We start from the raw sequence: 12,396 nt of genomic DNA, 5'->3' as shown, positions 1-12,396 counted from the left end.
GACCGGACCACCCGGACGGAAACCACCGCCGGGCGCACCGCCACCGCCGCCACCACCGGGACCGCCGCGGTAGCCACCGCCACCGCCGCCACCACCGGGACCGCCGCGGTAGCCACCGCCACCGCCGCCACCACCGGGTCCACCGCGGTAGCCACCGCCACCGCCGCCGGGACGACCGGCGCCACCGCCGGGTCCGCCACGACCGCCACCGGGGCCGCCGGGACGGCCGGTGGTCGGACGCTGGCTCGGCATCGAGGCCGGGCTCGGCCGCGGCGGCATCGACGCCGGGCTGGGCCGCGGCGGCATGCCGGCCGGGCTGGGACGAGGACCGCCCGCACCGGCGGCCGGGGGCCGCTGCTGCTGGCCGCCCTGGATGCCGAACGGGTTGTTACCGGCGCCGCGCGCCGGCGGACGACCGCCGGGCCGGGCACCGGGGCCCTGCCCCTGGCCCGGACCGCCGGGACGACCGGCGGCCGGGGAACCCGGACGCGGCGGCATGGCGTTCGGGCCGGGACGCGGACCCGGGCGAGGACCGCCCTCGGCCGGAGGCTCCCGGCGTACGGTCTCGCGCTGCTGCTGGCGGGCGGCCTGGGCGGCCTTGACCGCGGCCTCCTGCTCAGCCTTGAGCGCGGCGGCACGCGCCTCGGCGGCCGCCACTTCGATGTCGTGCGCGCTCGCCGGCTTGGCGACCGGAGTCGCCGGCTGCGGCGGGCCGGGGACCGGGCCCTTGGGCTTCGGTCCAGGGGTCGGCGCGGCCGGACGCCGGGGCGGCATCGGCTTGGCCGAGACCCGGGGGGCACCCGGGGTCGGGGTGGGCGTCGGGGTCGGTGCCGGGCCACTGGGCGCGGCAGCCGGCGGGCCGGCTGGCGCCGACGAACCGGCTACGAACGCGCTACGCAGCCGCCGGGCGACAGGCGCCTCGACGGTGCTGGACGCGGACTTCACGAACTCGCCCATTTCCTTGAGCTTGGCGAGAACGGTCTTGCTTTCGACCCCGAGCTCCTTGGCAAGCTCGTGTACGCGGGCCTTTCCTGCCACTGCACTCCTCACTCCGAGGTCGTGCGGGCAGCACCCGCAGCGACCTCACTCGTGCACTTGAAGCCTGGTCATTTCAGGGACTTCATCGTGTGCTCATGTCGGTCGTCCTACCTTGCTAGCGACCCTCGACCGGTCGGGCTTGACCGGTCGTCGGGGGTTGCGCGTCGACGTGCTCCGCAAGCGCACCGTGGTCGGGGACCCCGGTGAGGCGCAGTGCTCGCCCGAAGGCGCGACGCCGCAACGCCTGCGCGAAGCAGGCCGGATCAGGGTGCATGTTCGCTCCCCGACCCGGCAGTCTGCGGGCCGGATCGGGCCGGAGACTGGTGTGACCAGCCTCGTCACCGATCGCGACGACCCGCAACAACTCGCTGGCCGGCGCTCGCTTCCGGCAGCCCACACAGGTGCGCTCCGGCAGCGCGCGTCGTACCACTGAGAAAGTCTACCCCTAGCTTCCCGAGATCGCGCCGCCCGGCTCCGGTACGTGATCAGCTCCGCCCCGGCTCTGCGGGGCCGCGGTCTCCGCGTCGGACCGGATGTCGATGCGCCAACCGGTCAGCCGGGCCGCGAGGCGGGCGTTCTGCCCTTCCCGGCCGATCGCGAGCGAGAGCTGGAAGTCCGGCACGGTCACCCGGGCGGTACGGGAGGCCAGGTCGACCACCTCGACCCGCAGCGCCTTGGCCGGCGACAACGCGTTGCCGACGAAGGTGGCGGGGTCGTCCGACCAGTCGATGATGTCGATCTTCTCGCCGTGCAGCTCGCTCATCACGGCCCGGACCCGCTGGCCCATCGGGCCGATGCAGGCACCCTTGGCGTTGACGCCGGAGGTGGTCGAACGCACGGCGATCTTCGTACGGTGACCTGCCTCACGCGCGATCGCGCCGATCTCCACGGTGCCGTCGGCGATCTCCGGCACCTCCAGCGCGAACAGCTTCTTCACCAGCGCGGGATGCGACCGGGACAGCGTGATCTGCGGGCCGCGCATTCCCTTGGCGACGTGCACGACCACGCAGCGGATCCGCTCGCCGTGCTCGTACCGCTCGCCGGGGACCTGCTCGGACTGCGGCAGGACGCCCTCCAGCTTGCCCAGGTCGACGCTGACGATGCCCTTCTCCCGGCGGGTCTCGTGCGCCTGCACCACGCCGGTGACCAGGTCACCGTCGCGGCCGACGTACTCGCCGAAGTGCACCTCGTCGGTGGCCTCCCGCAGCCGCTGGAGGATCACCTGCTTGGCGGTCATGGCGGCGATCCGCCCGAAGTCGTGCGGGGTGTCGTCCCACTCCCGGGTCACCGAGCCGTCGGCGTCCAGTTCCTGCGCGTAGACCGAGGCGGCCCCGCTCTTACGGTCGATCTCCACCCGGGCGTGCGGCTCGGCGCCGTCGGTGTGCCGGTAGGCGGTCAGCAGCGCGGTCTCGATCGCCGCGAGGATCGTGTCGAACGGGATCTCCCGCTCGCGCTCCAGGGCGCGCAGCGCCGCGAGGTCGATGTTCACCTCTCCTCGTCCTCCAGATCTTCGTCGTCGTCGGTGTCGTCACCGAAGTCCTCGTCGGCCAGGTCGTCCAGGCGGTTGAACTCCACCTGGACCCGGCCGGGCCCGAGTTCGGCGTACGGGTGTTCGGCGGGGCCGGCGTCGGTCTCCAGCACCACGCGTTCGTCGTCGGCAGCAGTGATCCGGCCGGTGAGCTGACGGTCCCCCGCGTCACCGCGGACGGTGACCTTGACCAGCCGCCCGGCGTTGCGCCGCCAGTGCCGGGGCAGGGTGAGCGGGCGGTCCACGCCGGGCGAGCTGACCTCCAGCTGGTACTCGCCGGCCACGATGTCGCCGCCGGCCTCCTCGGCCGCGTCCAGCGCCGCCGAGACCGCGCGGGAGACGTCCGCCACGGCGTCCAGGTTGATCCCGCCGTCGGCGTCCACGATCACCCGGACCACGTGCCGGCGGCCGGCGCGGGAGACGGAGAGATCCTCCAGGTCGTAACCGGCCGCCGTGACGACCGGTTCGATCACCTCGCGCAGCCGGTTGCGGCGGGCGGCGAGATCGCCGCGGGGTGCGCCGCTCCGGTCCGTGCCGCGGGGGCCGTCGGACCGGCGGGGCCGCCCGGCGGGCCCCGTCGACCGGGTGGCACGGCCACGCTGCGTCATTGCGCGCACCTCTCCTGCTGTTGCCACGACCCGCGGGCCGTGTTGTCCCGGGCCGGTGCGGGCGATCGGCCCGCCATACCGGCGCGCCACCGGGGCGTCCGCGCCCGGTGGTTGCGCAGAGCGTAACGCTAACGACCGCCGACGGACCCGGCGGCGCACCGAGACCCTGACCCACGAGACGGCGCGAATGGTGTTGACTCTGTCAGGTGGGGATCGGCAGAACACCATCCGACCAGGTCAGAGCGGGGCATTCCCGACGCTGGCTGCTGCGCGCCGGCGGGCTCGTGGCGCTCGGCGGCGCGACCGCGCCGCTGACCGGCTGTGATCTTTTCGACCGCGACGAGGAGCCACCGGAGCCGGACGCGCTGGAGCCGCTGGTGGCCGAGGCGCTCGCGCTGGAGGCCCGCTACCGGGCCGCCGCCACCGCCGACCCGGCGCTGGCCGGGCGGCTCACCCCGATCGCCGACGCGCACCGGGCGCACGCCGAGGAGCTACACCGTGTGATCGGCCGGCCGGCGCCCTCCGGCACACCGGCGCCCGGCGGCTCGGCGAGCGCGCCCGCGCCCGACGCCGTGCTCACCGAGCTGCGCCGGGCCGAGCAGGAGGGCCGGACGAACGCGGCCAAGGCGTGCGCGGCAGCGCCGGCCGAGCGGGCCGCGCTGCTCGGCTCGATCGCCGCGGCGCGGGCCACACACGTGGAGGCGCTCAAGTGAACGGACGCACCGAGCGGAGCGAGGGCCGTGAGTTCATGCCCGGTTGGTTCAGCGTGAACCCGACGACCGGCCCGACCTCGGCCCTCGCCGACGCGCTCGCCGCCGAGTACGCGGCGATCTGGGCGTACGGGGTGATCGGCGTGCACCTGACCGAGGCGGCGCGTACGGCGGCCCGCGCCGCCGAGGCGGCCCACCGGTCCCGCCGCGACGCGCTGCTGCTCCAGCTCGCCGAGGGCTCCGGGCAGGTGCCCGCCGACCGGGCCGGATACGCGCTGCCCTACCCGGTGACGGACCGGGCGAGCGCGCTGCGCCTGGCGGTGGAGATCGAGGAGCGGACGGCCGGGCACTGGCGGGCCGCGCTGCCGCACACCACCGGCGCGGACCGGAACACGGCGCTCGCCGCGCTCACCGACTGCGCGTTGCGCGCCACCCGCTGGCGGCGTACGGCGGGGGTGACGCCGGTCACCGTTCCGTTCCCGGGCCGCCCGGCCTGAGCGCGGCGCCGGTCACCCGGCGGAACACTCCGGTTGCGTTGCGCATACCAGGTATGCATACTCGCGGTCATGTCCATCCGTCACGGCCTGCTCGCCCTGCTCGAACGCGGCCAGATGTACGGCTACCAACTGCGCGCCGCGTTCGAGGAGTCGACCGGGTCGACCTGGCCGCTGAACATCGGACAGGTCTACACCACGCTGGCCCGGCTGGAACGTGACGGACTGGTCCGGCCGCTGCCGGAGAACGAGAGCGGGCAGCGGCCGTACGAGATCACCGACGCCGGACGGGCGGACCTGGCCCTGTGGTTCGCCACGCCGATCAGCCGCGCCGACCGCCCCCGGGACGAGCTGTCCATCAAACTGGCACTGGCGCTGACCACCCCCGGCGTCGACGTGCGGTCGGTGGTGCAGACCCAGCGCACCGCCACCATGCGCGCGCTCCAGGAGTTCACCCGGTTGAAGTACACGAGCGACAAGCCGGAGGATCTACCCTGGCGGCTGGTGCTGGACGCGATGATCTTCCAGACCGAGGCCGAGGTGCGGTGGCTCGACCACTGCGAGACGAGCCTGGTCCGGCACCGCCCGGCGCCGATCCGGGCGGTCGACCACCCCGAGGCGGTGGACCGGGCCGGCGACGAAGCCCGCCGGTGACCCGGCACGGGAGGCGCTGATGGACCCGATCGACGGGGTGCTGGAACTGCGGGACGTCCGCCGGACCCACGGCGCCGGTGAGGCCGCCGTGCACGCGCTGCGCGGCGTGAGCCTGACCGTGCGGGCCGGCGAACTCGTGGCGGTGATGGGCCCCTCCGGGTCCGGCAAGTCCACGCTACTGGCGCTCGCCGGCGGCCTGGACCGGCCCACCGGCGGCGAGGTGGTGGTCGAGGGCGAGACGCTGCGCGGGCTGTCCGCCCGCGAGCTGGCCCGGCTGCGCCGCCGCCGGATCGGGTACGTCTTCCAGGACCTGAACCTGCTCGGCAGCCTGACCGCCGTGGAGAACGTGGCGCTCCCGCTGGAACTGGACGGCACCGGCGTACGGGCGGCCCGCCAGTCGGCGCTGGCCGCGCTGCGCGAGGTCGACCTGGAGGACCTGGCCGACCGCTTCCCGGACCAGATGTCCGGCGGCCAGCAGCAGCGGGTGGCGATCGCCCGGGCCCTCGTCGGCGAACGCCGCCTGGTTCTCGCCGACGAGCCGACCGGCGCGCTGGACTCGCAGACCGGCGAGGCGGTGCTGCACCTGCTGCGCCGCCGGGTGGACGCCGGGGCGGCCGGGGTGCTCGTCACCCACGAGGCCCGGCACGCCGGCTGGGCGGACCGGGTGGTCTTCCTGCGCGACGGGGTGATGGTCGACTCGACCGCCCCGCTGATCGGCGTCGACCACCTGCTCAGCGGCAGCAGCCGGTGACCGGCGGCCGCCTCGCCGCCGTACGCGGATCGTGGCGGACCGCGTTGCGGATCGCCCGCCGGGAGGCCCGGCGGTCCCGGCGGCGCACGCTGCTGGTGCTGGTGATGATCGCGCTGCCGGTGCTCGGCCTCAGCTTCGCCGCGGTCAGCTACGACATGGGTGATCTGACCCGCGCCGAGCGCATCGAGCGCCAGCTCGGCGGCGCCGACGTCGCCCTGCGCTGGGACAGCCTGACGCCGGTGACGCAGGACGCCTGGGGCGAGTCGGCCTGGCCGGTCGAGGGCGACTGGGTCGGCCGGACCCGTCCGGCGACCGCCGAGGAGGTGCGCGCGCTGCTGCCCGAGGGCAGCCGGCTGGCGCGCACCCGCTGGTGGATGACGTTCTCGACACGGGTGGACCGGCACGTCGAGTCGATCGAGGCGCGCGCCGTCGACCTGACTGACCCGCTCACCCGGCCGCTGGCCCGGGTACGCGACGGCCGGCCGCCGGTACGCCCCGACGAGCTCGCGGTCAGCCCGACGGCGCTGCGCCGGCTGGAGACCCGCATCGGCGATCCGGTACGCACCATCGACGGCGCCACGTACCGGGTGGTCGGGGTGGTGGAGTATCCGGACAACCTCCGCGACGTCATCACGCTGCCCGCTGTGACTCCGGACGGCACGGCCGGCAGCGACACCTGGTTGGTGGACCTGCCCGGCCCGCTGGAACCGGGGCTCGCCGACCGGCTGAACGCGCAGGGCGTCCAGGTCGTCGCCCGCAGCCCGCTGCCGGGACGGCAGGAGTTCAGCCGCGGCATGTCCGTACCGGACGCCGACGAGGCGGGCGTCGTCGGCGTCGTCGGCGGGCTGGGCCTGCTGGAGGTGGTGCTGCTGGTCGGCCCGGCCTTCGCGGTGAGCGTCCGGCGCCGGCGGCGGGACCTCGCACTCGTCGCGGTGGCCGGTGGCGACGCCTCCCACCTGCGCCGGATCGTGCTCGCCGACGGGGTGGTGCTCGGCGCCGGCGGGGCCGCCCTGGGCATGCTGCTCGGCATCGGGGCGGCGTTCGCCGGCCGGCCGATCGTCGAGCAGTACCTGCTCGGGGAGCGCCTCGGGGCGTACCGGATCTTCCCGGCCGCGCTGGTGGCGATCGCCGCGACGGCGGTGCTCGCCGGGGTGCTCGCGGCGATGGCGCCGGCCTGGACGGCGGCCCGGCAGGACGTGGCGACCGGCCTGGCCGGCCGGCGCGACGCGACCCGGCCACGCCGCCGCTGGCTGCTGGTCGGGCTGGCGCTCACCGTCGCCGGGACCGCGATCGCCGCGTTCGCCGCCGGTCGCACCTCGCAGACCGGAGTGCTGGCCGGCGTCGCGCTGGGCGAACTGGGGCTGGTGTTCTGCACCCCGTCGCTCGTCGGCGTGCTGGGCCGGGCCGGCCGGCTGCTGCCGCTGACCCCCCGGCTCGCGTTGCGCGACGCCAGCCGCAACCGGTCCTCGGCCGCGCCCGCCATCTCGGCGGTGATGGCGGCGGTGGCCGGAAGCGTCGCGCTCGGCGTCTACGTGGCCAGCGACGAGACCCGGTCGCAGGCGCTCTGGCAACCCGGCCTGCCGCCGGGGAACGTGCTGCTCACCCACTCCGGTGAGACCCCGGCGGACCCGCCGTCGGCCGAGGTCGTCGCCGACCGGGCCCGCGCGGTCCTGCCCGGTGCCACAGTGGTGTCCGTCGCGACCCCCGGGTGCGCCGACGACGTCCGGGACAAGAACGACTGCACCGCGTACGCGCTCGTTCCGCCCGAGCAGCGCTGCCCGTACGACGCCGCCGGCCCGGTCCCCGACACGGCCCGGCGGGATCCGCGCTGCGTGAGCCCCTTCCAGGAACCGGTCGACGTCTACCTGCCGGCGCTCGTGGACGACGGCGGCGCGCTGGCCGCGCTCACCGGAGCGCCGGCTGACGAACTGGCCGCCGCGGGGCGGACGCTCGCCGCCGGGGGCGTGGTGGTCACCGACGCCCGGCGGGTGGTGGACGGGCAGGTCCGGGTGGAGGTGAACGACAACTCCGGCGGCCCGCCCACCGGGCGTCTCCTGCCCGCGTACGCGCTGCGGGGCGGTCTCACGGTCGACCGGCTGGTGCTCTCCCCCGCCGCCGCGGACGCGCTCGGCCTGTCCGCCGTGCCGATGGGTTACCTGCTGGACACCGCCGGCTCGCCCACCGACCGGCAGATGGAGATGCTGACCGACGAGCTGTTCGACATCGGGCCCATGTCGGCGCAGGTGGCGACCGCCGACCCGCCGTCGGACCAGCGCCCGATGCTGCTCCTGCTCGCGGTGGCCTCCGGTGTGATCACGCTCGGCGCCGCCGCGGTCGCCACCGGCCTCGCCGCGGCCGAGGGCCGCCGGGATCTGTCCACGCTCGCGGCGGTCGGCGCCGATCCCCGGGTACGCCGCCTGCTGTCGCTCTGCCAGGCCGGGGTGATCGCGGTGCTCGGTTCGGCGCTGGGCATCGTCGCCGGGCTCGGCTCCGCCGTGGTCGTCCTGGCCTCGCTCAACCAGCGGTACGCCGAGTCCTGGCCGGTGCAGCCGCCGTACCCGGTGACGGTGCCCGGCGTGACGCTCGCCGTGCTGGTCGTGGTGCCGCTGGTGGCGATGGGCGGCGCGGCGCTGTTCACCCGGTCCCGCCTGCCGATCGAACGCCGGCTCGACTGAGCCGGCCGCCCGGGCCACCTGGTCATGATCGACACCATTTCGCCGGAGTGGCGGCATCGCGGCGGGGTGGATGCCACCACTTCGGGGAGATGGAGTCGACCTTGGGGCGGACTGACCGTCCGAGGGGGTGACGGGGCGCGGTGTGGGCGGCACACTTGTCGGATGTCAGCCCTGGGAACCCTCACCCGCCGTCTCGGTCACCAGCGTTGGTTCGGCGCCACCATGCGCCTGCTCGTCCCGGCCGACCGGCTGGTCGGCCGGATGACGAAGGGCCGAGTGGTCGCCTTCGGGCTCGTGCCCACGCTGGTGCTCACCTCCACCGGCCGCCGCTCCGGCAAGCCCCGCAGCAACCCCCTGGTGTACGTCCCCGACGGCGACGCCTACGTGGTGATCGGCTCGAACTGGGGGCAGCAGCACCAGCCGTCCTGGACGTCCAACCTGATGGCGAACCCGGCCGCCGAGGTGGACGTCAAGGGACGCCGGATCCCGGTCACCGCAGAGCAGGTCACCGGCGAGGAACGGGAACGGCTGTTCCAGCGGCTGGTGCAGGAGTGGCCCGCGTACCGCACGTACGTCGAACGGGCCGGTGGCCGCGAGATCCGCGTGTTCCGGCTGGTCCCGAACGCCTGAGCGACGGCTCACCGTGGCCGGAATCGCGGCGAGCAGTCGCCGTCGTGATCGGGGCGGAGCAGGCAGCGTCGTCCCTCGGACAGGTTTCGGTCGCAGAAGACCCAGTGCCGCACGTTCTGGTCGTCCTCGGGCGAGACGCTGGTGCCGCCTGGTTCGGTCTGCGGGAGGACGTGGCTCCAATGTGCCACCACACGGGCAAGTCGCTGCGCCGACACGAGGTCGTTGACGACCATCGGCAGATGGATGACCCACCGCTCGGTCATCGCTCCTGCTCCCGCTCGGCCCGTGCACGGGCCTGCTCGGACTGCCAGCGCCGCAGGGCGTCCTTCACACGGCCGGTCTCCCGGCGGCTCTCGGCCAGCGCGTCGTAGACCGTCGCCAGGTCGCCCGCCACCAGATCCAGGAACTCCCGGACCTGCTCGGGGTCGAGCCCGCGCCGGCCCAGTGGTGTGGATCTGAACGTTCGCTCCCGGACCTGCCAGGGGCGCAGCGTCCGGTACGCCGCAGAGCGATAGCACGTCGCACGGCGCTCGGGCCGACGGTTGCGTCGGCGTCGGAAAGGGATGATCCTCATCGAACCTGTCCTTCGTCGGTGCCATCCGGCCGTGGAGAGCGGGCCGATGACGGCCCGCTCCCGGCGCCTGCCGTCGCAGCGTGATCGCGGTACGCCGATAGGGCTCACACGGGCCGCGCCGAATAGGTCGGCATGGGTAGCATCCCGATTACGGAGAGCAGGCGGCAGCGGTGAGCAGTGGGCCCACACGCAAGCCCACAGCCGGAGAGGACGGCATGGACCGTTTCGGGGACATACTCAGGCAGCATCGGGTAGCCGCCGGTTGGTCACTGCGGAAGTTCGCCGACCTCATCAGGTACGACTTCGGCTACCTCGGGCAGATCGAGCGTGGCGACCGACCCGTCAACCCCGCCGTCGTGGCCGCCTATGACCGGGCACTGTCGACGGACGGATCGCTCAAGAAGGCGTACGACAGCAGGTGTGCCGACGACATCGACATGTCGAGACGGTCCGTCCTCCAAGCCATGACTTCGCTCGCTGCTCTCCCCACAGTCGACCGGCTGGTCGGCTGGGAGGCGCTGCGGCACGGCCTCGACACCGCGGTCGACGTCGACTCCGACGCGTGGACCGAGATCGTCTCCTCCTACGGCACGGCCTACTATCGCCAGCCGCACGATCAGCTGATGACCCAACTCGGCCGGGATCTGACGGTCCTTCAGCATCAACTCGCCGCAGTTGACGATCGGCGCCGCCCACAGCTGCTACGTGCCGCCGCGGCGCTGTCGGTGATCGTCGCGCTCAGCCTCGTCGCGTCGGGACACGCCCTGCTGTCGAGGAGATGGTGGGCCAGCGCCCAGAGAGCCGCCGACGAATCCCGCGATCCCGACACACGAGTCCTGACGCGCGCCTGGGACATCGTCAACGGCTGCTACGACGGTCGACGACCCGCCACCGTCGTCACGATCTCCGAAGAGGTCCTGCCGCTCGCCGGCAGGCCGTCGGCAGCCACTTGCGGTCTGCTGGCGGGCCGGGCGCAGGCACTCTCCCTCGCCGGGCGGCACGACGAGGCGGTCGCGACCGTGCGTCATCTGAGCGAGCAGATCGAGAGACTCCCGGCCACCGTCGTCGGGGACGTCGAATCGCTTTGGGGCTGGCCGGAACATCGTCTGCGACACACGGAGTCCTGGGTCTACACCCATTCCGGTGACCAGAAGGCGGCTGCGGCAGCGCAGGCCCGGGCCCTGGAGTTGTATCCCGCTACCCAGGTCCGGCTGCGCACGCAGGTACAACTGCATCAGGCAGCGGCGACGGTCCGGGCCGGTCACATCACCGACGGTCTGACGGCGGCGGCCGATCTGCTCGACCGCCTGCCACGGGAACAACACAACGAACTGGTGCGCGCGGTCACTATGCAGGTCACGGCGGCAGTACCCGACAGAGAGCGGCACCGGCCGCTCTACCGGGAACTGATGGACCGAGTCCAGCGGTGACGCCTCCGCCGTCCGTCACCTTCGACCGACGCCGTCCGGACGAGCTGACGTCTGTCGTCGACGCTCTCGCCGACCTGTATGCGCTGGTCTACGCCGAGCCGCCCTACCTCGAAGGCCCGGCACAGGTCGCCCGGTTCCGGACCGGGCTGCCCGACGAGGCGGCGCGGCCGGGATTCCGCCTCGTCCTGGCCTGGGAAGGCGAGGAACTGATCGGAGCGGCGTACGGGTGGACCATGGCCGCCGGCACCTGGTGGTCTCGGGCGAAGGATGAACCCCCGGCCGAGGTACGGGACCGCGACAAGTTCGCCGTACTGGAATGGATCGTGCATCCGCGGTATCGATCTCGTGGCGTCGGCGCGGAGTTGATGCGTCGACTTCTTCAGGGACGCCCGGAGAGCTGGGCAACCCTCGCCTCCGATCCGCGAAGCCGGGCGAACGGCATCTATCGCCGCAACGGCTGGCGAGTTGCTGGGCACTCCGAGCTGCCGTGGGGTCCTTCGATGGAACTACTGGTCCGCGATCTGGCTAGGGTTGCCGCAGGCGACCGCTCGGGCGGAGGTGGACCGTGGCGCTCGACGTGAACGCCGAGCGGCGTCTGGGCGACCCGCGGTGGCAGGTGGCCGAGCGCGTCGGTGACGCCGTCCTGCGGCGGTTCCCGGCCGACGTGCTGGCGGTCGCCGTACACGGTCCGCTCGCGCACGGAGACGACGACGGCGGCGGGGACCGCGAGGTCGGCCTGCTCGTCGTCACCTACCGGCCCGGCGCCGGACCGCCGCCCGCCACCCGGCGGGTGGACGGCGTACTCGTCGACCTGACGGTGGCCGGGGCGGACGACTACCTGCGCCGGGCGACGACGATCACGTCCCGCTGGCCGCTGGCCGCGGACCGGTACGTCACCACCCGCGCCCTGCACGATCCGACCGGCTGGCTGCCGAAGCTGCGCGACGAGCACCTGGCGCGCCTGGCGCGGGCCCGGCCGGCGGAGTTCACCGGCGCCGCGCGGCAGGCGTGGTACCGGGGCAGCGCGGCGCACGCCCGCGCGTTGCGGCTGGCCGAGTGGTACGAGACGGACCAGGCGCTGCTCATGCTCGGCGAGGCGCGGCTGGCCGCCGCGACAGTGCAGGGACTGTTCAGCCGCACCTACTTCCGTGACCCCGGGGACGCGGTGCGGCGTACCGGGCTGGCCGGGGCGGACATGACCGAGGTGGGCGCGGCACTGACCCGCCAGGCCGAGGAGTTGGCCGCCCGGGGCCGGCCGGTCGACGGCACGATCGACGATCTGCTGTCCGGCTGACGGCCCGCCG

Annotated in this window: 14 protein-coding genes and 1 pseudogene; 9 read left to right on the top strand and 6 right to left on the bottom strand. The window is 74.1% G+C overall.

Translation table 11 applies throughout. The features are described 5' to 3' along the window. The 4 genes and pseudogenes from NMK34_RS08605 to rimP form a co-directional block, all read right to left on the bottom strand. Positions 1–1,038 (bottom strand): translation initiation factor IF-2 N-terminal domain-containing protein (locus NMK34_RS08605; protein ID WP_318336299.1); only part of this gene is annotated, 1,038 nt, incomplete at its 3' end. 93 nt (positions 1,039–1,131) lie between these two features. After that, positions 1,132–1,468, bottom strand: a pseudogene (locus NMK34_RS08600) (YlxR family protein). 15 nt (positions 1,469–1,483) lie between these two features. Next, the gene (gene nusA / locus NMK34_RS08595; protein ID WP_194799785.1) at positions 1,484–2,527 is read right to left on the bottom strand and encodes a transcription termination factor NusA; all 1,044 of its coding nucleotides are present in this window, start codon (positions 2,525–2,527) and stop codon (positions 1,484–1,486) included. Further along, complete coding sequence (gene rimP / locus NMK34_RS08590; RefSeq protein WP_018785889.1) at positions 2,524–3,174, bottom strand: ribosome maturation factor RimP; 651 nt, start codon at positions 3,172–3,174, stop codon at positions 2,524–2,526. The genes nusA and rimP overlap by 4 nt, the downstream gene beginning before the upstream one ends. 263 nt (positions 3,175–3,437) lie before the next feature. Between rimP and NMK34_RS08585 the strand changes: the two genes are divergently transcribed. From NMK34_RS08585 to NMK34_RS08560, 6 genes are all read left to right on the top strand, one after another. Further along, positions 3,438–3,887 carry a hypothetical protein gene (locus NMK34_RS08585; protein WP_318336298.1) on the top strand — a complete coding sequence of 150 codons (450 nt, stop codon included), beginning with the start codon at positions 3,438–3,440 and terminating at the stop codon, positions 3,885–3,887. A 35-nt stretch (positions 3,888–3,922) separates the two neighbouring features. After that, a complete protein-coding gene (locus NMK34_RS08580) occupies positions 3,923–4,381 on the top strand; it encodes a ferritin-like domain-containing protein (RefSeq protein ID WP_318336297.1) in 459 nt (152 codons plus the stop codon). Between the two features lie 69 nt (positions 4,382–4,450). After that, positions 4,451–5,032 (top strand): PadR family transcriptional regulator, encoded by a 582-nt coding sequence (locus NMK34_RS08575; RefSeq protein WP_013284661.1) that lies wholly within the window; start codon positions 4,451–4,453, stop codon positions 5,030–5,032. 19 nt (positions 5,033–5,051) lie between these two features. Then, the gene (locus NMK34_RS08570) at positions 5,052–5,783 is read left to right on the top strand and encodes an ABC transporter ATP-binding protein (RefSeq protein ID WP_318332945.1); all 732 of its coding nucleotides are present in this window, start codon (positions 5,052–5,054) and stop codon (positions 5,781–5,783) included. Further along, on the top strand, positions 5,780–8,458 hold the full coding sequence (locus NMK34_RS08565; protein WP_318332944.1) for an FtsX-like permease family protein: 2,679 nt from the start codon (positions 5,780–5,782) through the stop codon (positions 8,456–8,458). The genes NMK34_RS08570 and NMK34_RS08565 overlap by 4 nt, the downstream gene beginning before the upstream one ends. Before the next feature lie 162 nt (positions 8,459–8,620). After that, positions 8,621–9,088 (top strand): nitroreductase family deazaflavin-dependent oxidoreductase, encoded by a 468-nt coding sequence (locus NMK34_RS08560; protein ID WP_318332943.1) that lies wholly within the window; start codon positions 8,621–8,623, stop codon positions 9,086–9,088. Between the two features lie 8 nt (positions 9,089–9,096). On the opposite strand, the gene NMK34_RS08555 is transcribed toward NMK34_RS08560, so the two are convergent. Together NMK34_RS08555 and NMK34_RS08550 are read right to left on the bottom strand one after the other, a co-directional pair. Next, positions 9,097–9,351, bottom strand: a complete 255-nt coding sequence (locus tag NMK34_RS08555) for a hypothetical protein (RefSeq protein ID WP_013284657.1) — start codon at positions 9,349–9,351, stop codon at positions 9,097–9,099. Further along, positions 9,348–9,662, bottom strand: a complete 315-nt coding sequence (locus NMK34_RS08550; protein ID WP_047893639.1) for a DivIVA domain-containing protein — start codon at positions 9,660–9,662, stop codon at positions 9,348–9,350. The genes NMK34_RS08555 and NMK34_RS08550 overlap by 4 nt, the downstream gene beginning before the upstream one ends. 215 nt (positions 9,663–9,877) lie before the next feature. Here NMK34_RS08550 and NMK34_RS08545 point away from each other — a divergent pair, with 215 nt between their 5' ends. The 3 genes from NMK34_RS08545 to NMK34_RS08535 are packed head-to-tail and all read left to right on the top strand — an operon-like array spanning position 9,878 to position 12,386. Continuing rightward, on the top strand, positions 9,878–11,092 hold the full coding sequence (locus tag NMK34_RS08545; RefSeq protein WP_318332942.1) for a helix-turn-helix transcriptional regulator: 1,215 nt from the start codon (positions 9,878–9,880) through the stop codon (positions 11,090–11,092). Then, the gene (locus NMK34_RS08540; RefSeq protein WP_318332941.1) at positions 11,089–11,673 is read left to right on the top strand and encodes a GNAT family N-acetyltransferase; all 585 of its coding nucleotides are present in this window, start codon (positions 11,089–11,091) and stop codon (positions 11,671–11,673) included. Before NMK34_RS08545 ends, NMK34_RS08540 begins: the two co-directional genes overlap by 4 nt. Continuing rightward, positions 11,658–12,386 (top strand): nucleotidyltransferase domain-containing protein, encoded by a 729-nt coding sequence (locus NMK34_RS08535; RefSeq protein ID WP_318332940.1) that lies wholly within the window; start codon positions 11,658–11,660, stop codon positions 12,384–12,386. Before NMK34_RS08540 ends, NMK34_RS08535 begins: the two co-directional genes overlap by 16 nt. Positions 12,387–12,396 lie beyond the last annotated feature (10 nt).

Origin of the sequence: Micromonospora sp. BRA006-A, from assembly GCF_033433935.1 — a bacterium.
GTDB lineage: Bacteria > Actinomycetota > Actinomycetes > Mycobacteriales > Micromonosporaceae > Micromonospora > Micromonospora aurantiaca.
The sequence above is the reverse complement of the archived record's forward strand: the minus strand, read 5'-3'. Positions and strand labels throughout refer to the sequence as shown.

Excerpts from the sequence above, each read along its gene's own strand:
- NMK34_RS08580 (WP_318336297.1), top strand. The coding sequence starts at position 3,923 with ATGCCCGGTTGGTTCAGCGTGAACCCGACGACCGGCCCGACCTCGGCC.
- NMK34_RS08560 (WP_318332943.1), top strand. The coding sequence starts at position 8,621 with ATGTCAGCCCTGGGAACCCTCACCCGCCGTCTCGGTCACCAGCGTTGG.
- rimP (WP_018785889.1), bottom strand. The coding sequence starts at position 3,174 with ATGACGCAGCGTGGCCGTGCCACCCGGTCGACGGGGCCCGCCGGGCGG.
- NMK34_RS08555 (WP_013284657.1), bottom strand. The coding sequence starts at position 9,351 with ATGACCGAGCGGTGGGTCATCCATCTGCCGATGGTCGTCAACGACCTC.
- NMK34_RS08545 (WP_318332942.1), top strand. The coding sequence starts at position 9,878 with ATGGACCGTTTCGGGGACATACTCAGGCAGCATCGGGTAGCCGCCGGT.
- NMK34_RS08570 (WP_318332945.1), top strand. The coding sequence starts at position 5,052 with ATGGACCCGATCGACGGGGTGCTGGAACTGCGGGACGTCCGCCGGACC.
- NMK34_RS08550 (WP_047893639.1), bottom strand. The coding sequence starts at position 9,662 with ATGAGGATCATCCCTTTCCGACGCCGACGCAACCGTCGGCCCGAGCGC.
- NMK34_RS08575 (WP_013284661.1), top strand. The coding sequence starts at position 4,451 with ATGTCCATCCGTCACGGCCTGCTCGCCCTGCTCGAACGCGGCCAGATG.